Source organism: Paenibacillus sp. FSL M7-0656, assembly GCF_038003225.1.
GTDB classification, from domain to species: Bacteria; Bacillota; Bacilli; order Paenibacillales; family Paenibacillaceae; genus Paenibacillus; species Paenibacillus amylolyticus.
The window spans coordinates 2,195,774-2,219,395 of the sequence record NZ_JBBOOT010000001.1; the positions used below are offsets into that span (position 1 = coordinate 2,195,774).

General features: G+C 45.4%; 20 protein-coding genes. 4 read left to right on the forward strand and 16 right to left on the reverse strand.

Going from position 1 to position 23,622, the window contains the following annotated elements; genetic code table 11:
• The first annotated feature begins 281 nt into the window (after window positions 1-281).
• Window positions 282-1,127: a DUF2161 domain-containing phosphodiesterase gene (locus tag MHI01_RS09450; RefSeq protein WP_127544391.1), complete on the forward strand. Its 846-nt coding sequence runs from the start codon at window positions 282-284 to the stop codon at window positions 1,125-1,127.
• 111 nt (window positions 1,128-1,238) lie between these two features.
• On the opposite strand, the gene MHI01_RS09455 is transcribed toward MHI01_RS09450, so the two are convergent.
• The 3 genes from MHI01_RS09455 to MHI01_RS09465 form a co-directional block, all read right to left on the reverse strand.
• Complete coding sequence (locus tag MHI01_RS09455) at window positions 1,239-1,865, reverse strand: FMN-dependent NADH-azoreductase (protein WP_036610012.1); 627 nt, start codon at window positions 1,863-1,865, stop codon at window positions 1,239-1,241.
• Between the two features lie 190 nt (window positions 1,866-2,055).
• Complete coding sequence (locus MHI01_RS09460; RefSeq protein WP_036610015.1) at window positions 2,056-3,279, reverse strand: aminotransferase-like domain-containing protein; 1,224 nt, start codon at window positions 3,277-3,279, stop codon at window positions 2,056-2,058.
• Between the two features lie 136 nt (window positions 3,280-3,415).
• On the reverse strand, window positions 3,416-4,072 hold the full coding sequence (locus tag MHI01_RS09465; RefSeq protein WP_017689577.1) for a response regulator transcription factor: 657 nt from the start codon (window positions 4,070-4,072) through the stop codon (window positions 3,416-3,418).
• A 439-nt stretch (window positions 4,073-4,511) separates the two neighbouring features.
• On the opposite strand from MHI01_RS09465, the gene MHI01_RS09470 reads away from it, so the two are divergent.
• Both MHI01_RS09470 and MHI01_RS09475 read left to right on the forward strand, forming a co-directional pair.
• A complete protein-coding gene (locus MHI01_RS09470; protein WP_017689578.1) occupies window positions 4,512-4,922 on the forward strand; it encodes a uroporphyrinogen-III C-methyltransferase in 411 nt (136 codons plus the stop codon).
• Window positions 4,919-5,983: a phosphodiester glycosidase family protein gene (locus tag MHI01_RS09475; RefSeq protein WP_340982988.1), complete on the forward strand. Its 1,065-nt coding sequence runs from the start codon at window positions 4,919-4,921 to the stop codon at window positions 5,981-5,983. Before MHI01_RS09470 ends, MHI01_RS09475 begins: the two co-directional genes overlap by 4 nt.
• A 298-nt stretch (window positions 5,984-6,281) precedes the next feature.
• Here the strand turns inward: MHI01_RS09475 and MHI01_RS09480 are convergent, their stop codons facing one another.
• The 6 genes from MHI01_RS09480 to MHI01_RS09505 form a co-directional block, all read right to left on the reverse strand.
• Entirely contained in the window at window positions 6,282-7,298 is a 1,017-nt protein-coding gene (locus MHI01_RS09480; protein ID WP_282322110.1) for a LacI family DNA-binding transcriptional regulator, read from the reverse strand.
• 77 nt (window positions 7,299-7,375) lie between these two features.
• On the reverse strand, window positions 7,376-9,541 hold the full coding sequence (gene bglX / locus MHI01_RS09485; protein WP_282322111.1) for a beta-glucosidase BglX: 2,166 nt from the start codon (window positions 9,539-9,541) through the stop codon (window positions 7,376-7,378).
• 98 nt (window positions 9,542-9,639) lie between these two features.
• Window positions 9,640-11,235 (reverse strand): ABC transporter substrate-binding protein, encoded by a 1,596-nt coding sequence (locus tag MHI01_RS09490; protein ID WP_076252415.1) that lies wholly within the window; start codon window positions 11,233-11,235, stop codon window positions 9,640-9,642.
• Window positions 11,236-11,287: 52 nt separating this feature from the next.
• Window positions 11,288-12,190 carry a carbohydrate ABC transporter permease gene (locus MHI01_RS09495; RefSeq protein WP_036610027.1) on the reverse strand — a complete coding sequence of 301 codons (903 nt, stop codon included), beginning with the start codon at window positions 12,188-12,190 and terminating at the stop codon, window positions 11,288-11,290.
• 18 nt (window positions 12,191-12,208) lie between these two features.
• The gene (locus MHI01_RS09500) at window positions 12,209-13,168 is read right to left on the reverse strand and encodes an ABC transporter permease (protein WP_017689585.1); all 960 of its coding nucleotides are present in this window, start codon (window positions 13,166-13,168) and stop codon (window positions 12,209-12,211) included.
• An 11-nt stretch (window positions 13,169-13,179) separates the two neighbouring features.
• A complete protein-coding gene (locus tag MHI01_RS09505; RefSeq protein WP_257467745.1) occupies window positions 13,180-13,902 on the reverse strand; it encodes an alpha/beta hydrolase in 723 nt (240 codons plus the stop codon).
• A 515-nt stretch (window positions 13,903-14,417) separates the two neighbouring features.
• Between MHI01_RS09505 and MHI01_RS09510 the strand changes: the two genes are divergently transcribed.
• Window positions 14,418-15,335, forward strand: a complete 918-nt coding sequence (locus tag MHI01_RS09510) for a serine hydrolase domain-containing protein (RefSeq protein ID WP_340982990.1) — start codon at window positions 14,418-14,420, stop codon at window positions 15,333-15,335.
• A 101-nt stretch (window positions 15,336-15,436) separates the two neighbouring features.
• On the opposite strand, the gene MHI01_RS09515 is transcribed toward MHI01_RS09510, so the two are convergent.
• The 7 genes from MHI01_RS09515 to MHI01_RS09545 all read right to left on the reverse strand — a co-directional run bounded on the left by MHI01_RS09515 (window position 15,437) and on the right by MHI01_RS09545 (window position 23,622).
• A complete protein-coding gene (locus MHI01_RS09515; RefSeq protein ID WP_036610032.1) occupies window positions 15,437-15,691 on the reverse strand; it encodes an AbrB/MazE/SpoVT family DNA-binding domain-containing protein in 255 nt (84 codons plus the stop codon).
• Between the two features lie 167 nt (window positions 15,692-15,858).
• Window positions 15,859-16,326 (reverse strand): tRNA (uridine(34)/cytosine(34)/5-carboxymethylaminomethyluridine(34)-2'-O)-methyltransferase TrmL, encoded by a 468-nt coding sequence (gene trmL / locus MHI01_RS09520; RefSeq protein ID WP_017689589.1) that lies wholly within the window; start codon window positions 16,324-16,326, stop codon window positions 15,859-15,861.
• 139 nt (window positions 16,327-16,465) lie between these two features.
• Complete coding sequence (gene serC, locus MHI01_RS09525; RefSeq protein WP_036610035.1) at window positions 16,466-17,554, reverse strand: 3-phosphoserine/phosphohydroxythreonine transaminase; 1,089 nt, start codon at window positions 17,552-17,554, stop codon at window positions 16,466-16,468.
• 397 nt (window positions 17,555-17,951) lie between these two features.
• Complete coding sequence (gene glnA, locus MHI01_RS09530; RefSeq protein WP_036669830.1) at window positions 17,952-19,376, reverse strand: type I glutamate--ammonia ligase; 1,425 nt, start codon at window positions 19,374-19,376, stop codon at window positions 17,952-17,954.
• Between the two features lie 413 nt (window positions 19,377-19,789).
• On the reverse strand, window positions 19,790-20,854 hold the full coding sequence (gene aroF / locus MHI01_RS09535) for a 3-deoxy-7-phosphoheptulonate synthase (protein WP_036610039.1): 1,065 nt from the start codon (window positions 20,852-20,854) through the stop codon (window positions 19,790-19,792).
• 286 nt (window positions 20,855-21,140) lie between these two features.
• Complete coding sequence (locus MHI01_RS09540) at window positions 21,141-22,094, reverse strand: 4-hydroxy-3-methylbut-2-enyl diphosphate reductase (RefSeq protein ID WP_315371544.1); 954 nt, start codon at window positions 22,092-22,094, stop codon at window positions 21,141-21,143.
• Window positions 22,095-22,161: 67 nt separating this feature from the next.
• Complete coding sequence (locus MHI01_RS09545) at window positions 22,162-23,622, reverse strand: sensor histidine kinase (RefSeq protein ID WP_340982991.1); 1,461 nt, start codon at window positions 23,620-23,622, stop codon at window positions 22,162-22,164.

Genomic DNA, 23,622 nt, shown 5'->3' on the forward strand with positions numbered 1-23,622 from the left:
CTGCTTGAATACCAATCTTGCGGTCCTGTGTAGTCCCGCCACCCTCTGTCCAAACGTCTTGTTTTGTTGTGAAAAGTGTATTACATACCTATGCGGCAATTCGGATAAGTTGACCTCTTTTTTTCAATCAACCGCTTCGAATTTTGGCTTTTCCCTGTTCTATCAGACATCTTGTGCCTTCAGAAAAAAAAGAACGAATATGATATAATGAGGGTTCTAAATTCAGGAAACCGGACAACACATGGTCAGAGACAGGCCACTTCTGGAAAGGAGCACGGACGATGGCAGTGAAATACGAAACCGAATTATATTCTCCTGTGAAGGCTTTTTTCGAGCAACGTGGCTTCGACGTCAAGGCGGAAGTCAGACATTGTGACCTCGTCGGAGTCAGATCGGACCAGGACGAACCACTCATTGTGGAGATGAAAAAAACATTTAACCTCTCCTTGTTGCTGCAGGGCATGCAGCGCTTGAAACTTAGCCCGTTCGTGTATCTGGCCGTCGAGCGCAATCGCAGTAAACGCGGAGCCGTGAACCAACGCTGGAGCGAACTGACCGCACTATGCAGACAGCTCGGTCTGGGGCTGCTGACTGTCACATTTTACAAAACCAAAGCTCCCCTGATTGATGTATTGTGCGAGCCCTCCGCCCTGATCCCCCTCACTGGCCCCAATCAGGTTGCCCGTAAAAGCGGTGTTCGGCGGAAACGATTGCTCAAGGAATTCGACGAACGCAGCGGAGACTACAATACGGGAGGCAGCACACGAAGACAGCTGGTCACAGCATATCGTGAGAAGGCTTTGCGTGTCGCATCCGCTCTACGGACGAACGGAGAAGCCTCTCCGGCCAACCTTGCCAGACAGACAGGCGTAGGTTCTGCCGCAGCAATTCTGCAAAAAAATTATTATGGCTGGTTTGAACGCCTCTCCCGTGGAAAGTATATTCTGACGATTAAGGGAGTACAGGCGTTAACCGAGCATGCACACATGCTTGAGGATAATGATATGATTGAACGAACCATTAATGAACTCGATGTAACGTATTCTGTATCTGGTGAAAATAAGGACGACCTTGCACACATTGCTGAAGCAGCAGAAGCTTACTTAAAAAATACAGGCCATGTCTGATATGGAATCACTCGAAGTAAGTGATATGAAAAATGAGAATGCAAAAAAAACACCTGTAATCTCCACTGGAGACTACAGGTGTTTTGATGTGTTCTATATAGAAGATTGTTATTAGAATTTTACTGCTACTTCGGAAGCCAATTTCAGACCTGCAGTAACGATTTCTTCAGCACGATCTGCAGAAGCGTTATGTCCTTCAACGATAACCACTTCAGGGTTTTGAATGCCCCACAAGCCAAGAACTGTTTTCAGGAAGTTCAGGGACATTTCAGCAGCTGCCATTGGGCCTTCGGAATAAACGCCACCACGTGCGTTAAGCAAAGCTACTTTTTTGTCGCCAGCAAGTCCTACAGGACCTTCAGCAGTGTATTTGAATGTTTTACCAGCTTGGCTCAGGTAAGCAATGTAGTTTACCAATGGAGCTGGAACAGTGAAGTTCCACAGTGGGAATGCAAATACAACTTTGTCAGCTGCCAGGAATTGATCTTGCAATTGTGCTGCAAGTGAAGCTGCTTTTTGCTCGTCAGCTGTCAGTTCAAAACCGTTAGCTGCTTTGTAAGTACCTGTGATAGCAGTGTTACCATAGAATGGGAATTCTGTATTGTAGAGATCCAACTCAGTAACTGTGTCACCTGGGTGGGACTCTTTGTATGCGCTCAAGAATGCATCGTACAATTTAACGCTGACTGCTTGATCTGCAGGACGGTCATTTGCTTTAACAAATAAAATATTAGACATGTTGAATTTTCCCCCGTTAAATAAAATATATGAGTGCTTTTCCTGAACTGGCCACCATTGTAGCTTATATAAAGAAACCAACAACTCATTAATTCATATTATATATAAAAATGTTAGTGGATGCAATAACGTAATCACTTTGGTCATGAACCAATTTTAATTTTTGCTACAAAATCTATTTTGATCTGACTTAACTACGAGCCGTAAATTCGGAAATGGCTTCACTGATCAGGTTCATGCCAAGTAGCAATTCATCCCGGCCCGGGTGGCTAAAGTTCAATCGGATGTAACGTTGATCCTGTACACCTGTGGAGCATAGTGATCCAGGAAGAAAGGATACACCTTTGGGCAAAGCCGCCTTAAGCAGAGCGCCACTATCCAATCCTTCCGGCAACTGTACCCACAGATACATTCCGCCCTCAGGGATGTTGTACTGACACCCTTTCCAGCCCGGCCTCTTCAACAGTTCAAGCATCAGTTTGAGTCTTGTCTTATACTCCCGATTCAACATCGATAGGTGATCACTCCAACGAAATGGGGAATGGGCAAGCAATTGATACAACAGCCGCTGATTCATCGGACTGGACTGACCATCTGCAATTCGTTTAACCGAGGCCATTGCCTGAATCAGCGCAGGATGTCCAGCGGCCCATCCGGTTCGAAGAGCGGGCGCTACCGTTTTGCTGAATGAACCAATGTAGAGAACATGTCCACCCTGATCGGCAGTATCCAGTGCAAAGAGTGAAGGATATTTACGATAGAATTCCGTTGGCTCAAGGCCATCAAAATGGAGCTCTCCGTAAGAATCATCTTCCACAAGCAGTACACCATAGCGCGAACACAGCTCAAGGACAGCCTCCCGCCGCTCCATACTCCACAAAGCACCGGTCGGATTCGAGAAACTGGGTGCAGCAAAAAGCAGCTTCGGTCTAACCTGCTGCATGTGATGCTCCAAAAGGTCTGGAAGTATGCCGTCCCGATCACCCATTACGGGCACAATCTTGGCTCCTTGCATCTCCAGAACCTCAAGACAGCCTGGAGATGTGGGATGTTCAACCAGTACAGAATCTCCTGGCTCAAGCAATAGACGCATCACCAGATCGATGGCCTGCTGGGTACCAGTGGTCAACAGAATCTGCTCGGGTACCGTTCGTATGCCTTTGCGTGCATTCCAGTCTTTGTTCAACCACTCTCTTAGGGGTGTGTAGCCTGCTGGCTCTCCATATTGCAATGCGGAAGGGCCTGAACTAAAGACAGACACCGCTGCTTCTTCCAACAATTTGAAAGGAAACAACTCCTCCGCAGGCAATTCTTCCGCCAGAGAAATGAAATAATCCCTGCCAGACATCTCACGTATATCCCTCAGTGGTGATGACAAAAGCCTGTTGGTACGGGAAGCAAAGAAATATTTCATCGATCCGTTCCCCTTTCGTCCCTATTCCGAAACTGTACTCGCAGTCCGCAGCCCTACAACCTATTCCTGCTCACCATCGAATATGACCGGATGCATACCGAACTGTTGTGATCATGGGAAGAACAGACCTGTTTCGTCAGGATCCCGTCTTCACTTGTCTTGCATGCAAGGCATAACGTTCAATGGCCTGTGCTCTACTGCTCACTTCCAGCTTCACGTATATTTTACGCAGGTAATTATCAATGGAACGTCTGCTAACGTTGATCTCATTCGCTATTTTATCATAGGTTACACCCTGAACAATTCTTTCCATGATAAAAGTTTCGGTTTCTGTTAATTCAATGACACGTGCTTCTGTCGGAGACTCCACAGGTTGCGCCCACTCCGCACTGTTTAACCACGACAATGGAATGGACACATGGCCCTCACGCAATCCAGAGATCAGATGAATCAGCTGGCTAGGGGAAGCCTGTTTGGATAACATGCCGCTTGCACCAAGGCTCATCAGATGACGAAACAGCTTCACATTGTCTTCATCCGTCAAAATAATGATGTGACTGTGAGCTGACAGATTCTTCATCTGGGCAATATATTGATCTGCCTGACCCTCCGGAAGACGATAATCCATCAGAATCAGATCAGGCTGGTGAATATTCACCAGATCGAGCCCTTCTGTTCCGGTCGAAGTCATGCCACGTACCGTCAGATCTTGCTGCTCTTCCAAAATCAATTTTGTACCGAGCATGCTGGTGGGGTGGATATCTATGATGACCACCTGCCATACTTTTTTCATTGTTGTTCCCCCTGTTATGTATTGGACAAATAACTTTTAAATTCTGTCATGATGATTTCATCGTCTATGCGACAATCCGAGTATAGAAGAAGCATAGGTCGGATTATGTCGAAAAACAGAAAAATACAGGAGGAAGCCGATAAAAAAGCTCTATTTTCACTGTATTTTGTTATAAAAACACCATGACGTCCATCTTTCCATCCCCGGAAAGGTCAAAATATAGTATAAATTTCCTGCATTTCTATCTAAAAAAGTCGAAAAACCTGCCCAAAGTTCCTACTTATTGCATCTATAAGAAATTGTATCCTAGGACTTCCTTCCGATGCAATCTCTTTTTACTCTATTAAGTAAAGAATTTCATTTTTGCGTAATCAATAGGGGCATGATAGAATGAGGACTGGAAATTTTTTTGTACCTATAAATGACCAGGAGTGATGATATGAAACCATCTGCCCCGTCCTCTGACATCCATCACACCCGGAGCGCCAAAGGCAAGGCTGGATCTTCAATCAAACTGTTTCTGGTAATGTGGATTGTTCTCATTGCACTAGGAGTCGTTGGAACCTACTATTATAGTAACCATCTCCAGCAACAGATGATTAACCAGCTTCAAGCCCATAATCAGCAGCAGATTGCAGCGCTAAAAACCGACTATGAAAATCAGCTAACAACGATATCAAAGGAAGTAGAAGACCTGCAGGGACAGGTTCAATCCTTCAATGAATTGCTGACTTTCACCAAGGATAATGCAAGTGACAAAACGGATAACAGCAACAAATTGTATACCCAGCTGAGCGAAGTCAAAAAACAACTGGAGACACTCCAGAAAAAGATGGACCTGCTCAAATGATTACACCCGTCAAACAGGTTAATCGTTTTTTTATGCTTGCACTCGCTCCTTTTGTTGGATTGATACTATGCCTGATGCTGCTTCGTCCTCCACTTGAACCCGGAGGTTTGATGCCTACCGAACTGTCAGAGGATACGATTACACCCCGGACCCAAGCAATTAGCCAAGAGCTTGCGGGGGCAAAAGATGCTGCTGTCCAGACTTCTTCTTCTATTAAAAGAACGACACAGCTCTATAATAAAACAACAAGTACGATGTCTACACTTGTGCAGAAGGCTTCCGCCCAGGCCGATCGTCCGGAAACGATCTACAACAAACGGATTTCATCCAAACTTGGCGTTCCATTTGAACGGGTAGACAGTGACCGGCTAACGATTGAAATGTACAGAGTGAATCCTGGCAGCTATAAGGGCTATGCCATGAAGATCAAGCTAAAAGACCCTACTGCCATGCAGATGGCTCTAGACAGTGAACCTGGGCGTTCTGAGACGACCATGCAGGCTGTGAAGCGTAACGGCGCAATTGCCGGGATTAACGCAGGTGGATTTGCTGACAGTGGCGGCAAACGTTATCCACTTAGCACAACCGTCATGGACGGGAAGTACGTGAACGGTTTCCAGGCCAGTTTCAAAGATCTGTTTTTTGTAGGACTTAACGATGCCGGTAAACTGGTCGGAGGCAAGTTCTCCGACAAAAACTCACTGGATCGCCTGCAACCACAATTCGGGGCTACGTTTGTTCCGGTGCTGCTACAGAATGGGCGGAAAACCCCAATTCCCGACAAGTGGAAAGTATCACCCAAACGAGCACCACGTACAGTCATTGGCAATTATAAAGATGATCAGTTATTGATTATTGTAGTTGACGGATATAATGAGGGCGGAAGTTCCGGTGCTACCCTTGAAGAGTTGCAAGGGCGATTGTACAAGCTTGGGGTGATTGACGCCTATAATCTGGATGGCGGTGGATCATCCTCGCTTATTCTGAATAATCGGGTTGTGAATAACCCTTCAGATGGCAGCCTCAGACCGGTTCCCACACACTTTTTATTTTACAAATAATAGGGTGAAGCATTTCTTTTCTACCTATAATGGTTATAATAGAAGAAAATGAGCTTGTGCAGGAGGTGCGAAGGGCATGTCATTTTCACTGACATTCTGGATTATTGCAATCGTATTGACTCTCTTCATTACAGGCATTCTCACTTCTTCCTACAACAATGACAAAACAAAAGGCTTGTAAAGGCCAAGCCTCTCTCCGGAGAGGCTTTTTCTATTGCTTCATCCTCGAAATAACAAGAGACAAGGCTTAAAAGAATGATTCGATTCTTCTAAGCCTTGTCTCTTGCTGTATTCGGGATCAATAGCTAACCGCCCGGTCATTCCGCATAGATATAACCGAATCAGCCGAAATAGGCCCACTCACCGACCCACCCTCAACTAATGTCACATAAATTCGTTCATGATCGACGGGTTCTCCAGCAATAATTTTGATCAATTGTTCAGCAGCGAGCGATCCCCACTTGCGTTTGGAATAATCAATGCTTGCCAATCTCGGCTGGACGTATTTGCTCAATTCAATATTGTCGAATCCGATGACATCAATCTCCTGACCAACGCCAAGTGCACTGTCTGCCAGACGATCACACAAACCAATAGCCATCTCATCATTGAGGCAGAATACCGCTGCGGGTCCATCATACACCTGCACAATCTGATCTGCGGCTTGTTCTCCACTACTCTTCTCAAAATCTCCCGTGATCTCAATCCATTCCACACCGGCTTCACGTTCTGCAACCTGTCTCACAGCCTTTAACCGCTGCACAGAGTCAAACGAACCTTCCGGTCCTGTCACCACGTAGATTTTCTTATGTCCCTGTTCAATCAGATGTTCCATCGCAAGTGTCGCCCCGGCTTTATTATCCAACAGAACCTGATTAATGTTGGGATGATCCATCTCACGGTCCAATACAACGATTTTGTGCCCACGATCGGCATACTGCATTAGTTCCTCACTTGCAAACGTATGATCCAGGATGATCGCACCATCAATCATTCTCTCTGGAAGCATGCGATGGGATTGTTTACCACTGCACACGATCAGGTCATAGCCTTGAGCATTACATACGGCTTTCATGCCACTCAGCAAGTCTCCATACACATCTCCTCTAAAATCGGTCAAGAATACACCTAGAATTTTGGATTCCCTCTTCTTCAGTGTTCTTGCTGCGGCATTTGGAACATAGTTCAGTTCTTTGGCAATGGCCAAAATTTTGGAACTCGTCTCATCGGTCACTTTGTTGCTGCCATTCAGCGCATATGACACAGTAGAGATGGAAACTCCCGCCTGTTTGGCGATATCCTTGATACTGACCACATTCTTCGCTCCCCTGTTATGTTCATCAGGCCTTCCATAACAAAAGGCCTGACACATTACTCTTTCCATTCATCAGATTAAACAAGTCTGAATGATTTCTTCTGAGTATCCCGACTGTTTGCACCCACAAGAATATGGAACTCGCCTCGATCACTGCGGTAGCTTAAGTCAGAATGGTGATAACGAAGCTGTTCTTCATTTAACGTAAACGTGGCTGTACCACTCTCGCCTGGCGCCAGTGCAAGCTTCACATATCCTTTCAGCTCACGCATAGGACGAACGACTTCACCCGTTACATCACGAACGTACAACTGAACGGTCTCCACGCCTGCGCGCTCACCCGTGTTCGTTACACGTACTTGAATGCTCAGGGACTCTTCGGTAGTCATCTCATTACTTGACACTTCAAGATCACCATAAGAGAACGAAGTGTATGAGAGACCATAACCGAACGGAAGCAAAGGTTCATTCGGGCTGTCAATGTATTTGGAGACATAACGTTCTTCCGTCTTCTCCGGGTTCAGTGGACGACCTGTATTGAAATGGTTGTAATAGACCGGAATCTGACCTACGGACTGCGGGAAGGACATCGTCAGACGTGCGGATGGATTCACTACACCTGTCAGAACATCTGCAATCGCGGCTCCGCCTTCACTACCAGGGAACCAGGCTTCAAGAACGGCATCCGATTCATCGATTACACCATGCAGATCCAATGGACGGCCGTTAAAAATAACGCTGGCAATCGGTTTTCCCGTTGCTTTGAGCTGTTTAACCAATTCCAATTGGGCTACTGGCAGACGAATATCCGTGCGCGAGCCACCTTCTCCACTCATCTCGGAGTCTTCACCAAGAGCAAGGACAATCAGGTCTGCTTTGCTTGCCACTTCCAGGGCTTCGGCAATCTGCTCAGCTGTAATCGTATGAACATTACTGCCTTGAGCAAATTGAACTTTCCCACCCGTCAGGCGTTCTTGCAGAGCTGTTCCCAACTTAACTGCATCTTCCTTAACTCCTTCGCAGGACCACCAGCCCAAAATATCAGGACTCTGTGCAAAAGGACCAATAAGGGCAACATTAGCGTCAGGTTGAAGTGGAAGCACGCTCTCATCATTCTTCAACAGGACAGCTGATTTCGTTGCCAGTTCATACGATACCTGACGGTGCTCTTTGGAAAATACAATCTCACGTTCACGTTCAGGATCAGCTGCACGAAGTGGGTTATCGAACAATCCCAGCTTTTCTTTCAGTTGCAGAATTCGCAGAACGGCTTCATCAATGAGCTTCTCATCCACTTCACCACTCTCAATCAGTTCAGGCAAATGATGCACATAACAAGGTGTCATCATCTCCATATCTACTCCTGCGCGAATGGCACGATATGCCGCTTCACGATCATCTTCTGCAGCACCATGCGCAATCATCTCGCGAATGGAAGCCCAATCCGAGATTAATACACCATCAAAACCCCACTCGTCACGCAAAATACCGCGCATTAACTTCTCATTGCCACTTGCCGGAATACCGTCAACCGTATTGAACGAAGTCATAACCATCTCCACGCCCGCATCCAACGCTGCTTTGTACGCTGGCAAATAGTACTCACGCAGGTTACGCTCAGACATGTCCACCGTATTGTAATCCCGACCACCCTCAGCCGCTCCATAAGCCGCAAAGTGTTTAACACAGGCTGCAAGACGATCTGGCTCATCCTTCAAGCTGTCGCCCTGATATCCACGTACAAACGCAGCCGCGAACAAACTGTTCAGATAAGGATCTTCTCCTGTCGTTTCCATCACACGGCCCCAGCGCGGGTCACGAACCAGATCCACCATAGGTGCAAAGGTAACATGCAAACCGGATACAGCTGATTCACGTGCTGCAATTTCAGCACTTTTCTCAGCCAGTTCTGTGTCCCATGAACAACCGATCGCCAGTGGAATCGGGAAAATGGTTTTGAATCCATGAACTACGTCAGCCATGAACAAAAGCGGAATGCCCAAACGGCTTTTTTGCATATAAGCTTGCTGTACATCAATGATGGCCTGCGCACCGGACAACCCCAGAATGGACCCACTGGCATCTACGGACTGCTCCGTAATTCCCATCTCTTCCATCGGCCCTGTGATCTGACCTTCAACATTTGTTCCTTCATAGAAGTTGGCAGTCAACTGAAGAAGCTGAGCTGTTTTTTCCTCCAACGTCATCTGTCTTACCAGATCTAGCAACTGCTCGTTATTCATCTAATCGTATCCTCCACTATAAGTTGTTGAAATAAAGAACCCGGCTGCGTTCGGGGAGAGACCGCGCACCGGGTTCAAAATTAATTACTGAATGATTACTAGAATTTATCGTTTAGCTCATCCAGATAAGGTTGAACCAGGGACATTTTACTGTTTACCCATTCTTTCCAGTTTGCCTCTAGATCTCCGTTTTTGAGGATCAAGTTGGCATATTCATTCTGGTAGTCGAATGAAGCCTGACTCTTAGCTTTGGAATCGTACAGGTTGACATCCCAATCGTATGGTGCAAGCGATTTGCCTTCTGTACCAAGTTTTGCTTTTTCTTCGAACAATTTCACGGCTCTATCACGGTAATCTTTTTTGATTGCAGGGTTTACAACACTGAAGTCGTCACCAAGCAGATACAGACCTTCGAAACGAGCTGGATATTTATCTTCCAATACCGTTCCTTCTGGCAACAAGCTAACGAGTTCGTTGTTTTCATCATATTTCCAATCTTTTCCTTCAAAGCCCATGTTGATGAGCAACTGTCCTTCTTTTGTTGCGGAGTAATCGATCAGATCCATGATCCGTTCGAATTTCTCGTCACTAATGTCTGGATTGAAGATTAATGCAGACCAGAAGTTGGCTTGTTCCATGTTACGGTATTTACCGTCATCGCCTACTACGATTGCTGTGTGTACCAGTTCATCACTATCTACACCCAGATTTTTTTTCATATCGGAATCCAGACCTTGTCTGTAGGAAGCCAGTCCGCCCAGACTTGTTACAGCAGCTGTACCTGTTACTTTGAAGTTGTTTTGACCTTCATTGTTTTTCCATGTGTAGAACTCAGGATTGAGCAGTCCATCTTTATAGGCTTTTTGCATCAATTTAAGTCCTGTCAGCGTTTCAGGATCTGCTGGTCCCCAGTGGAATTGGCCATCTTCACCTTTGTAGAACGGAGAGTCAGTCATGGCATGCACACTGTTTGGCATAATCATGTTTGTCATAGCATCTGCCGCATTGTAGGACAGAGGTACAAGTTTGTTACCCACTTTGCCTGGATCTTTTTCTTTCACTAGCGCAGCATATTCATTCAATTCGGTTGTTGTATAAGCATCTTTCAGTTCAAAACCAACCGCTTCAGCCCAGTCTTTACGAAGCGCAATGACACCAATTTGGTTCGTGAGTGGGTCAGCTGGTTTGTTCTCGAAATAGATTGGTCTAGGCAGGACATATGTTCCACCTGTCAATTCTTCCAACTTGTCTCCAAGACCCGTCAAATTGTAAGCTGCTGCCACGTTAGGCCAGCGTTCTTTCCAGTCATCCGGGAATTTGTAGAACAAACCTTGTTCAATGCTGTTAATGGCATCGCCATGTACGTAGTTCCATACCGCTACATCCGGCAAGTCGCCAGAGTTGATCCACAGACGAAGCTTCTCGCCCCATGAATCCCAATCGATATAGTTGTAGTCCCATGTCAAATTAAATTTGTCTGTCCAGAACTTGTGGAAATCATTATCCAGGTTCCCGTTTTTGATTTCTGTCAGGTTAGCTACAGAGATGGTCAGGTTGTCTTTGTAATTTCCCTCTGCATCTTTTTCGTTACCACCTGAAGCTCCTTGACTGGAACAAGCGGTCACCATCAGCATAACTACACTAAGCGTGATGGCAAAGAGAGCTCTTACTGACAATTTTTTTTTCGTTTTCATGTTTTACCCCCATGTTTTTAGTAGAATTTTATTGCAAAATCCTATACGTATATCAGGTCTTGATTGCCCCTGTTAATACCCCTTTGGCAAAGTGTTTTTGCAGCATTGGGAAGAAACACATAATTGGTACCATGGTGACAAATACGGCCGCCATCTTCATACCCATTGAGAAGTTGCTTGCTTGAGCAGCATCCACACTGGATGCATTGGATGCATTCGTCGTAGATGTCACGATAATATTTCGGAGTACATTCTGGAGCGGTAACTGATCCGCTTTTCGAAGGAATATCATCGCATCATACCAACTGTTCCAGTAAGCTACACCGTAGAACAACGTGATTGTAGCCATAATTGGTGTAGCCAGCGGAAGAACAACGGAGAACAAAATTCTCCACTCTCCGGCTCCATCCAGTCTCGCCGATTCCATGAGTGATTCAGGCAAGGTGTAGAAGTAGTTCATCATCAGAATCATGTTAAACGCACTGAAGCTTCCCGCCAGGATAACGGACCACAGCGTACCTGTAAGATGAAGTGATTTCATGATCAGGTACAGCGGTACGATACCACCATTAAAGATCATGGTGAACAGTACCAGGAAAAAGAGAAATTTCTTAAACGGAAATTTGTTGCGACTAAGGCCATATGCCATGCTTGTTGTCAGGAACAAGCTGAGTGGCAAGCCGATGACTAGCAATATAATTGTATTTTTGTACCCCGTCAGAATCGTTCCGTCAGCGAACAATGCCTTGTAGGAATCCAATGTCCATTCTTTAGGGAACATCAAAAATGGATTGTCAGCATATTCTTTTTGTGTTGCAAACGAAATCATGATGACATTCCAGAACGGAATCAGGATCATCAGGGCAAGCACTAGTAATACGGCGAAAATAATGTAATCGAGAAGTGTCATTTTTTCTGTACCAATTCTCGGTTTTTTGTTAGCTTTCTTGCTCATCTCATTTTTCCTCCTCTCTTATCGGAACAAACCGTCTCCGCCAAGCCACTTGGCAAATCTGTCAGCAAGAAGCAGCAAGGCCATATTCACCAGGGAACGGAACAAGCTGACCGCTGTCGAGAATGAGAAATCGGTAGATGACTGGAACGTAATCCGATAGATATATACATCGAGTACTTCCGATACATTTTTGGTAGCGGCATTTGCCAAGTTGAAGATCTGGTCAAACCCGGAAGACATCAATCCACCAACCGAGAGAATAAACATGATTGTGATGGTTGGAAGGATGTTCGGTAAAGTAATTTTGAACATCTGTTGCATACGGGAAGCCCCGTCAATCTGTGCTGATTCATACTGATCCTGATCAATACCGGAAATGGCAGCCAGGAATATAATCGCGCCCCATCCACTTGATTTCCAAATATCAGTCAACAGCAACATGGGTACAAAGTTGGATTCGGACCCCAGGAAGTTAATCGTTGGCAATCCGAGTAATCCGAGCGCGCTATTTACCAGTCCGTCATATGCCAGCACATTGATGACTACCCCGGATACGATGATCCAGGACAGGAAGTGCGGGAACGTAAGAACGGTTTGGAACAATTTTTTCCCTCTGCGCATCCGCAATTCATTCAGCAACAGCGCCAGAATAATTGGGAACGGGAACTGAATAATCAGTTTCAGAATATTGATGTACAGCGTACGCCATACTGCGTCGATAAAGGTTGGATCACGGAAAACATATTTGAAGTTCTCGAATCCGCTCCATGGACTTCCCCAGATGCCCAGGTTGGCCTTGTAATCTTTGAATGCCAGAGACAGGCCACCCATCGGCATGTAGGCAAACAGAATTAGCCAGACAAGCCCCGGAATAAGCAGGGTGTATGTCATTCGGTGCTTCCAGATTTCAGTCCAGAGCGAATTGCCCTTCACGTTTCCCTTCAGCTTTTTGCTAGGTCCTTCGGCTGCAGGTTTCACATTGCATCTCCTCACTCTACTATGGTCTTGTCGTTGTACAGAAAATCAAACATCGTTCTCAGGTGGTGCTCCCAAAATCTCCATTCATGAGCCCCCGGCGTCTCCACATACCGAAAATCAAAGGCAGTCCCCTGCATGTATCTCGCATAGTCGCGATTCATCTCTACAAAGGGGTCACTATCGCCACAGCAACTGAGGATATCCGGTAAAGGAACACCCTGTTCCAGCAGCTTGGCCGACAGTGCGTAAATATCCTGATCGGCTTTTACCTGTAAACGTTCTCCAAAAACCGCTTTCATTTCCTTGATCATTGTCGCTGGCATATGGGGATCATGAAGCCGTGTCTGGATATCCGTTACGCCAGATAGAGACACTACTTTGCGATATCGCTCTGGATAAGTTAGTCCACATTTCAGTGCACCATATCCACCCATGGATAAACCTGCAACGTATGTTTTCTCCGGATCAGGATTCAGATTGAGCAGACGCTTGCATATTTCAGGTAACTCCTGAGTGATGTAGTGGAAGTAATTCAGGCCGTATTCCATATCGGTGTAATAGCTTCGATTCGCTTCCGGCATAATGATCGTACAGCCATATTGCGCTGCATACATCTCAATTGTGGTTAACCGTTGCCAGGTACTCGCATTATCGCCTGCCCCGTGCAACAGATATAGTGTACCGCCTGAAGTCTCTCCGGAGTCACTGGACACAACATGTATGCTGGTATTCATGCATAAGGTTGGCGATCCAGTTTCGATCGTTATATGTGCCATAAATGTAACCCCTCTCATCATCGCCTGCTGTCTTTACTCATTCGTTTCTCTGGCGTTGGATTGCAGGCTGTTGTAGATTCCCTTGTATTACGATGGGTTATCGAAACGATTTTCTCGAATCGTTTCAAAACATAGCCAACGTTGATTCACATGGACTTCATTACAACACTTTTAATGTGGAAGCGATTTCTTCGAATCGTTTCGAATAAATCATAAGCCCGATGAGTAAATCCTGTCAATAACCTTTTTACAAATTTCGCGTTTTTTTCTCGAAAAAATGCTCTTTTAAGTCTAAATCTGCGTCCAAAGACACTATTATTACGAAAAAATGAAAATTTAGTAAGTGCTATTACAACTTTAATTGACACCAAACCAGGTTTATACTAACATGGGTTCTGATTTTGCATTCGAATTACGGAAACGTTTCACCAACCGATTTTACTCAGGTTTCACCTGATATTAGGGAGGTTAATATGTCTGAGCAACTCAAAGGTTTCATTCATACGATTACGGAGCAACAATTGAACGTTTTTTCCATTCGCATATTACAAAAAGGGCATCTGCTTGCCCATTGGGACCCGGATAAGGATCAGCGCAGGGTACAACATTCCATCAGTAAATCCTTCACATGTATGGCCGTTGGTCTTGCTCTTGAAGAAGGTCTGATACATCTGGATGCGACACTTGGTGATTATTTCTCTTATGATCATGTCCCGACTGCACAGCGCAATCTCCCATCGCCGCAGGAATTGAAACTAAGTGATCTTCTCCGAATGTCTTCGGGTCATGACTCTCCCCCTCTTTGGGCTGATGAGCGAGCTTCATTGACCGAAAAGGACTGGGCGAAATATTATATGTCTCTGCCTCTGGACCGGGTACCTGGAGAACAATTTACATATAGCAGTGGGGATACATTTATGATCTCAGCCATGCTACAGGCTGCTACCGGCCAAACCGTGAAAGATTACCTGACTCCACGGTTATTTAATCCGCTTGGCATCCATGATGTAGAGTGGGAAACCTCTCCACTCGGCGTAACGCTTGGCTGTGCAGGTCTTTGGATAAGTAATGAGGAACTGAGTCGATTTGGACAGTTACTGTTGCAGGAGGGCTTTTGGGAAGGCAGACAGCTTGTACCTGCGGATTGGATTCGACAGGCTACGTCCCAGCAGATCGAAACGACTGGAGACGGTGATTGGGGAAAAGGTTACGGGTATCAGTTCTGGATGTGTTCCCATGATGCTTACCGCGCCGATGGCGCCTATGGTCAGTTGTGTATCGTAATTCCCTCAAAGGAAGCTGTCATATGTATTAATAGTGAGGAAGAAAATATGCAAGGCATCCTGAATGCCGTGTGGAATGAGGTTTTACCCCTTTACACCCAGCGTTAGTATACGTATTTTATCTTTTTTTCAAATTGCAATTATGCCATTCAATTGAGAATAAAACAAAAAAAACGCCACGGGGTCAATGGACCCCATGACGTTATTTCTTATCCGTGTTGTGGAAGCTGAGTCATTTCATCTAAACATTGTGCGCATATGTAACGCTCTTTGAACTCGTTGACTTCCTCGATGGATCCGCAGAAAATACATTTTGGACGATATCTCTCCAAGATAATATGGTCCCCTTGTACTAAGATTTCTACAGGATCTCCCTCATTCATTTGATACCTTTTACGCAAAGATTTAGGCAATACGATCCTACCTAATTGGTCAACTTTGCGAACTACTCCAGCTGGCTTCATAGCTACGGCACACCTCTCCTATCTTACTCTAAATTTCTAGGTACATTTGTACTATGTTTATAGATTCGCCAAGATTTTGTCGAATCCTGCTGGAAATAAACATTTTTTGTCCTTTTTTTTGAAAAATGTTTTTTTTCCGAATTCTAGCCGTCATTTATAACCAAATTTTATCCTTCTAACCCCGGGAAATTGAGCTGGCGTAACGCTTCATATACAATAATTGCTGCCGAATTGGACAGATTTAATGATCTAACATCACCAGTCATTGGCATTTTCATGCATGTATCGGGATTCGCAGCAATTAATTCAGGTGGCAGGCCTTTAGTCTCTTTACCAAAAACGAGGAAGTCCCCATCCTGAAAATTAAAATCACTATATCGGTTCTTGGCCTTCGTAGTTGCATAGAAGAAACGACCTTCCGGATATTTTTCCTGAACCTCAGCAAATGAGTCGTGGTATTCAATATGGACAGCATGCCAGTAATCCAGCCCTGCACGTTTCAATGTAGCATCATCTGTTCGAAATCCAAGTGGACGTACGAGATGCAGATGGGTACCGGTTGCCGCACAAGTACGCGAAATATTGCCTGTGTTCGCCGGAATTTCTGGTTCAACCAGAACGATGTGTAAAGCCATATGTGTTCAATCTCCTTTTCATTTCATGTTGACGACAACCCTCTAATCTTAAAGAAAAGCCCTCCACACGTCAATGTGGAAGGCTCTGGTAAGGCACAGGATAAGACACAAAGGTCCATTACACCGTACCTATACTAATTTATCCATTTGTCTTCTGGAAGTGGCTCATGAAGTCTGTCAGTGCCTTAACACTCTCATAAGGAGCAGCATTATAAATGGAGGCACGGAGACCACCCACACTGCGATGTCCTTTCAAACCTACAAATCCTTCTTCCTCCGAAGCCTTGATGAACTTTTTCTCCAATTCTTCAGAAGCAAGACGGAAGGTTACATTCATGAGGGAACGATCTTCTTGTTCCACACAACCACGGTAGAAATCACCGGAACCATCAATTGTGTTATAGAGCAATTCCGCTTTTTTCGTATTTTTTTGCTCAATACCAGCCAGTCCGCCCTGTTCTTCAATCCATTTCAATACTTCATTCACCATATATACTGAGAAGGATGGTGGCGTATTGTACAGGGAATTGTTATCTACATGTGTGCTGTAACGAAGCATGGTTGGAATCGTTTTAGGCGATTCGCTCACCAGTTCCTCACGAGCAATTACAACCGTAATTCCGGATGGACCCAGGTTCTTCTGTGCACCCGCGTAGATCATGCCGAACTGATTAAGATCAAATGGTTTACAGAAAATATCACTCGACATGTCCGCAATCAGAGGTACTGAACCGGTATCCGGGAACGACTTGAATTGCGTACCTTCAATCGTTTCGTTCGAAGTCAGATGCACATAAGCCGTACGTTCTGGCAAACTCAGATTCGAAACATCCGGCAATTTCATAAATTTCTCTGCTTCCGAAGATGCAGCAACATGTGTCTCGCCGATCAACTTCGCCTCAGACAGAGCCTTCTTCGCCCAGCTGCCAGTCATCACGTAACTTGCAGTCTGCCCTGCGCCGAGCAGGTTCATTGGCAACATCGCGAACTGAGTGCTTGCACCGCCCTGCAGAAAGAGAACCTTGTATCCTTTTGGACTGCCTAGAAGCGACAACAACCGCTCCTGAGCTTCATTATGTACAGACTCATACACCGCTCCACGGTGAGACATCTCCATAATCGACATGCCTGTATTACGAAAATCTACAAATTCCGCCTGTGCACGCTCCAGTACCTCAAGTGGTAACGCCGCAGGTCCTGCATTAAAGTTATACGCTCTTTTTGTCACAAAATCCCCCGCCCTTTCCATCCGTAACTCTGACATACAAACAGCATTTTGCACAATTCGATTAGAATCGCTCACGGGTATAAGAGTTGGACAGGAAGAAGCATCCTGATCCAACCAACGTATAGACAAATTGAATCATTTTGATCTATATCTTACTTATTGAAAGTCGCTCTATGGATTTGTGCAAAATGCACTCAAAGTAAATATTATCGCTATGATATCAGTATTCTCTATCTGCTTCAAGGGCAATATGCACTGAAGTGTTGAATTCAGGTCATCAAATTCCTTTATCACCCTGCAAAGTTAAAGCACTACATTGTTTAATTCAAGGAAAAGCCTCCGAGAGCGTGTCCCGGAGGCTTTAAGTTGGAACAAGAACTGTTCCGACCCCGACCGATTAGCAGTCGAAGTAGAGGCTGTACTCGTGCGGATGAATGCGGATCGCTACTGCTTTCGCTTCATCACGTTTGAGGTTGATGTAGTTATCAAGGAAGTCTTTCGTGAATACGCCGCCTTCAGTCAAGAACTCGTTGTCAGCTGCCAATGCATCAAGTGCTTCTTCCAGGGAAGCTGGCACACTGCGGATGTTTTCTTTATCTGCATCAGACAGGTCATAGATGTTTTTATCGAGAGGACCATATCCAAGCTCAGTTGGGTTGATTTTACGTTTGATTCCATCCAGACCCGCCATCAACATTGCGGAGAATGCCAAGTATGGGTTAGCTGTGGAGTCTGGTGTACGGAACTCGATACGACAACCTTTTGGTGTCACAGCTGCAACCGGAATACGAACTGCTGCGGAACGGTTACCTTTGGAGTAAACCAAGTTAACTGGTGCTTCGTAACCAGGTACAAGACGTTTGAATGAGTTTGTACTAGGGTTAGTCAAAGCGATCAGTGCCGGAGCATGGTACAAGATACCTCCGATGTAGTGCAGAGCCATTTCACTCAGGTTAGCATATCCCGCTTTGTCATAGAACAATGGGGAATCGCCATCAAAGATGGATTGGTGAACGTGCATTCCGCTACCATTATCACCGAACAATGGTTTTGGCATGAATGTTGCTACTTTGCCATATTGACGTGCAGTGTTGTGCACGATGTATTTGTATGCAAGCAGGTTATCTGCTGTTTTCTTCAGTGTATCAAAACGGAAGTTGATTTCGGCTTGACCCGCTGTCGCCACTTCATGGTGATGACGCTCGATTGACAGGCCAGCTTCTTCCAAAAGGCGACACATTTCGCTACGAATATCTTGTTGTGTATCCACTGGTGCTACTGGAACATATCCGCCTTTAGTACGAACTTTGAAGCCCAGGTTTCCGCCTTCTTCCTGACGGTTGGTATTCCAAGAAGCTTCTTCTGAATCTACGAAGTAGGAAGAGCTGTTCGTGCCGCTCTCATAACGAACATCGTCGAAGATGAAGAACTCGGATTCAGGTGCGAAGAATGCTGTTGTACCTACGCCGCTTTCTTGCAGGAAAGCTTCTGCTTTAACAGCGATACTACGTGGGTCACGCTCATAACGCTCGCCATCCGGAGTGAAGATATCACACATAACATTCAATGTAGGGTGTGCAGTGAACGGATCGACATAAGTCGCTTCAGGGTCTGGCATCATAACCATATCGGACTCTTCAATTCCGCGGAAACCTTGGATAGAAGAACCGTCAAAAGCTACTCCATTTACGAACGTGTCTGCATCAACAGCCGAAGCTGGCAACGAGATGTGATGTGCACGACCAGCTAAATCTACAAAACGAAAATCTACCCACTCGATGTTGTTCTCTTGAATTGATTTCAATACGTTTTCAACCGACATGTATTCGTCCTCCCAAATATTCCGAACATTAAACAACCCCACTAAGAAAATGTCTAAATTCGAATTTTTTTCTGTCGTCATTATAAATTTTAAAACATGACATCGTCAATACTTATGTAAGGTATTTTTTGAAGGGATGTTAGATATACTCACACTTTATAAATAACATAAATTCATATAACAACTAGTTTTATATACATTTAACTGGTTTAATGCGGTAAAGCGACCCCTATTTTAACCTAAATCATGGGAAAAACTTCACATCATAAATGTTTCTTATCACTATTGATTAATAAATACGTTCAAAACTGCAAAATATGCAAAAAACCGAGCATCTATCTGATTCCGTTGCAATGAACGAGATCAGAGGAGATGCCCGGATGATGATCCAGACCTTGACTATGAAATTCTTATTACACGCCTACACGTGCCGGGAAAAATTCTGCCGGTTGTTTGGCTGTGCTGAATGATTTACCCACGATTGGTGCCAGTTTCTCCAGATCCTGCAACAGGTTGGCGAATTGGTCAGGGAACAAGGATTGCACACCATCTCCTGTCATGGAGTTATCCGGATCGGTATGCATTTCAATGATCAGGCCATTGGCACCTGCAGCAACAGAAGCTTTTGTCATCGGTTCCACCAGTTCACGTCGTCCAGTACCATGGCTCGGATCGGAAATAACCGGCAAATGGCTCAGAGACTGCAGAACAGGGATCGCTGACAGATCCAACGTATTCCGTGTGTAGGATTCAAACGTACGAATACCACGTTCACACAGCATAACATTTGGGTTACCACCCGCAAGAATGTATTCAGCCGCATTCAACAATTCATCGTATGTCGCACTGAAACCACGTTTCAACAATACGGGTTTGCCACACTCGCCCAATTTGCGGAGCAGGTCAAAGTTCTGCATGTTACGTGTACCTACTTGCAGAATATCTGCGTACTCGGCGCAAATATCCACATACTCAGGTGTCATGACTTCTGTAATGGTCAGCAGATCATGTTTCTTGCCTGCTTCCGCCATCATGATCAATCCTTCTACACCCGTTCCCTGGAAGCTGTAAGGACCCGTACGAGGCTTAAATGCACCACCACGTAACACTTGCCCACCAGCAGCTTTCACAAGCCCGGCAATCTCATCAATCTGTGCAGCGGATTCAACCGCACATGGTCCGCCCATGACAACAAGTTCTTTTCCGCCGATATCTACACCTTTGATGGAGATCACCGTATCTTCCGGATGGAAGTCGCGACTTGCCAATTTGTAAGACTTCGAGATTTTAACGACATTCTCGACACCTTTCATTTGGCGAAGATGCTCTTGCATTTTAGGTTCAACTTTACCAATCAAACCAATGATAGTACGATCCTCTCCGCGAGAGATATGCACCTGAAGCCCTTCTTTTTCAATAACTGCAACGATATCCTGAATCTGTTCCTCCGGTGTAGCTTTGCCTGCAATAACGATCATATTAATTCCCATCCTTCCTTGTATGAGAGCACAATAATTTCCTTAACGTGCGTCTGATTAAATATAAAAACTCTGTCGCGCTTAAACGCTTGTTCGCTTTTAAGCTTTTATCCGTTAAAGTGAATATACCATAGTTATCTGATTGCGTCAAGGTACACATTCCTTATCCATATACAAAAAAAGAATCCTGCTCCACAGGCTCCGACATTCGGATCTGCATAACAGGATTCTTCTCATTCACATCTCGTTTTTAATTCACATACACTTAGACTTGCTTTTACATTTCCTAAGGTGTACGTGTTTTTTCTCTAACTGGAGGCAACAGTTTGCTCATGTTCACGGTACGTTTGATCTCCCACGTCTCCGGCTTGTCATGTTCATACTGTTCCAGGTAAAGGATGACTTCTTTCGTGATCGGTGTTGGTGTTGATGCACCCGAAGTAACCGCCACCTTATTTACACCTTTCAACCATTCTTGCTGAATCTCGGAAACATCAGATACACGGTAGGCCGTAACACCCGCAATCTCCTCCGACACTTGTGCCAGACGGTTAGAGTTATTGCTGCGAGGATCACCCACCACGATAACCAGGTCCGACTGACCTGCCTGTTCCGCAACAGCTTCTTGACGAACCTGAGTTGCAAGGCAAATCTCATTATGAATCTCTGCGCCCGGAAACTTCTCCAGCAGACGGCTCATAATGTGTTTGATATCCCACTGGCTCATCGTTGTCTGATTTGTAATAAGGATTTTGCCTGGAGATACGTTCAGCTCTTCGATCTCTTCTTCCTTCTCGATCAGATGAACGAGATCTGGTGCAACACCAACGGCACCTTCTGGTTCAGGGTGATTCCTTTTACCAATATAGATGATCTGATAACCTTCTGCCGTCTTCTCCCGAATGAGATCATGGGTCTTGGTGACATCAGGGCATGTTGCATCCACTGTTGTCAATCCTTTGTCCCGTGCCAACTTGCGCACTTCAGGAGATACACCATGAGCTGTGAAAATAATTGTGCCACTCTCCACTTGGCTCAAAATATCCATCCGGTTCGGACCATCCAATGTAATAATACCTTCATCTTCAAAGGAATCCGTCACATGTTGGTTATGCACAATCATACCCAATATATAAATAGGTCGTGGTAAATCCAGATTGCGTGCCGCTTGACGCGCGAGCACCATCGCATCCACAACGCCGTAACAATATCCCCGCGGCGAAATTCGTAGTACTTCCACTTGGTTGCCACCCGCTTTCTTTCTCGGCAACGTTGCCGATGTAATTGCAGTCCTGTCTATTATACCTTTATTCGATAGGCGGAGCAAAGACAACCGGCAACCAGATAATAAAGGTGGTTCCTTCTCCACGTCTGGTCACAACCTCAACCGATCCATGGTGTTCCTCAATAATCCACTTCGCAATCGAAAGTCCCAGACCGATGCCCGGTGTAGCCCCGCGGGATTCATCTGCCCGATAGAAACGATCAAAGATGAACGGCACTTCGTCCCGATCCATCCCAATACCGGTGTCGCTAATGCGTAGTCCCACCTGGCCCTTGTATAATACGGCATCCAGCGTCACAGAGCCTTCAGGTGTGTATTTAAACGCATTTTCGATGAAAATAAACAACATCTGTTGCAGATAGTCCTTGCTACCGTTCACATAAATGCCGTTCAGGGTGGAAAAATCTCCTGGAAGCCAGTCTGCCTGACGATCCAGAAATTGTGCTCTGCGTGCCACTTCCTGTACGAGAATCTGCAGCGGGATCGGATTCAGTTCAATTTTCTGACCCGTATCCGCTCTCGCCAGCGATAACATGTCGCTGATCAGCCTGCTCATACGTTTTCCCTCGTCCGCCATGTCTTCAATGGCTTCCAGAGACATTTGTTTGACAGTCTCCTCATCCAGATTCGGTCGGTCGGTTCCCTCCTGATCCCACAGCTTCTTCAGGAAGTCCACGTTCCCGCGAATGGTGGTCAGCGGCGTACGAAGTTCATGCGACGCATCGGATACAAAGCGGCGCTGGGCAGCATTCGTCTCCTCCAAACCGCGGAATGACAATTCTGTACGTTCAAGCATATTATTCACCGTTTCAATTAAACGTCCAATTTCATCCTTGGGACCCGCATATTGAATTCGGACACTAAGATCGTCACCCGATTGAATCTGATTCGCAGCATCAATGACATTGACGAGCGGACGCATCGATTTACGAGCCAGAACGAGACCCGAAGTAATGGCAAGCGCCATCGCAACAAGCCAGCCAAAAACCAAAATATTAAGCAACGCTTCCAGCAAGCGAGCCTGTGAACTCACATTGGCTCCTACCTGAAGAATTCCACGTACTTCATTGGTACCCTGAAGCGAAAGGGGAAGCTGATTCACCAGAAACGGTGTCCCATCCACATAGATCTTGGATATGCCACGCTTTTCAAGAATTTCATTGGGTTTCAATACCGGAAACTGAATCTGCAATTTCTTCATATTGCCGGAAATTATGCCCGAACGGCTCTGATAATCCCAGAGTTGAATATAGATTTGTGCCTCCTGAAGCTGACTCTCTGTAAACAGGTCCAGATCCAACGACTGTGAAAGAGGATTAACACCAATCTGTTCCGTAATCCGGGTACTCTTCACCTTCAATTGCTGTTCGACTTCCTGGTAGGTGTTTAAATAAACAAAGGCATAGATTACAACGCCCCAAAAGATAAGAACAGCCGCCAAAATGCCAGAATACCATGCGGTTAGTCTTAACCGGATGGACAT

What these genes read in the sequence shown, in the direction of transcription:
- MHI01_RS09450 (WP_127544391.1), top strand. Translation starts at nt 282, where the DNA reads ATGGCAGTGAAATACGAAACCGAATTATATTCTCCTGTGAAGGCTTTT.
- MHI01_RS09455 (WP_036610012.1), bottom strand. Translation starts at nt 1,865, where the DNA reads ATGTCTAATATTTTATTTGTTAAAGCAAATGACCGTCCTGCAGATCAA.
- MHI01_RS09460 (WP_036610015.1), bottom strand. Translation starts at nt 3,279, where the DNA reads ATGAAATATTTCTTTGCTTCCCGTACCAACAGGCTTTTGTCATCACCA.
- MHI01_RS09465 (WP_017689577.1), bottom strand. Translation starts at nt 4,072, where the DNA reads ATGAAAAAAGTATGGCAGGTGGTCATCATAGATATCCACCCCACCAGC.
- MHI01_RS09470 (WP_017689578.1), top strand. Translation starts at nt 4,512, where the DNA reads ATGAAACCATCTGCCCCGTCCTCTGACATCCATCACACCCGGAGCGCC.
- MHI01_RS09475 (WP_340982988.1), top strand. Translation starts at nt 4,919, where the DNA reads ATGATTACACCCGTCAAACAGGTTAATCGTTTTTTTATGCTTGCACTC.
- bglX (WP_282322111.1), bottom strand. Translation starts at nt 9,541, where the DNA reads ATGAATAACGAGCAGTTGCTAGATCTGGTAAGACAGATGACGTTGGAG.
- MHI01_RS09490 (WP_076252415.1), bottom strand. Translation starts at nt 11,235, where the DNA reads ATGAAAACGAAAAAAAAATTGTCAGTAAGAGCTCTCTTTGCCATCACG.
- MHI01_RS09495 (WP_036610027.1), bottom strand. Translation starts at nt 12,190, where the DNA reads ATGAGCAAGAAAGCTAACAAAAAACCGAGAATTGGTACAGAAAAAATG.
- MHI01_RS09505 (WP_257467745.1), bottom strand. Translation starts at nt 13,902, where the DNA reads ATGAATACCAGCATACATGTTGTGTCCAGTGACTCCGGAGAGACTTCA.
- MHI01_RS09510 (WP_340982990.1), top strand. Translation starts at nt 14,418, where the DNA reads ATGTCTGAGCAACTCAAAGGTTTCATTCATACGATTACGGAGCAACAA.
- MHI01_RS09515 (WP_036610032.1), bottom strand. Translation starts at nt 15,691, where the DNA reads ATGAAGCCAGCTGGAGTAGTTCGCAAAGTTGACCAATTAGGTAGGATC.
- trmL (WP_017689589.1), bottom strand. Translation starts at nt 16,326, where the DNA reads ATGGCTTTACACATCGTTCTGGTTGAACCAGAAATTCCGGCGAACACA.
- glnA (WP_036669830.1), bottom strand. Translation starts at nt 19,376, where the DNA reads ATGTCGGTTGAAAACGTATTGAAATCAATTCAAGAGAACAACATCGAG.
- aroF (WP_036610039.1), bottom strand. Translation starts at nt 20,854, where the DNA reads ATGATCGTTATTGCAGGCAAAGCTACACCGGAGGAACAGATTCAGGAT.
- MHI01_RS09545 (WP_340982991.1), bottom strand. Translation starts at nt 23,622, where the DNA reads ATGTCCATCCGGTTAAGACTAACCGCATGGTATTCTGGCATTTTGGCG.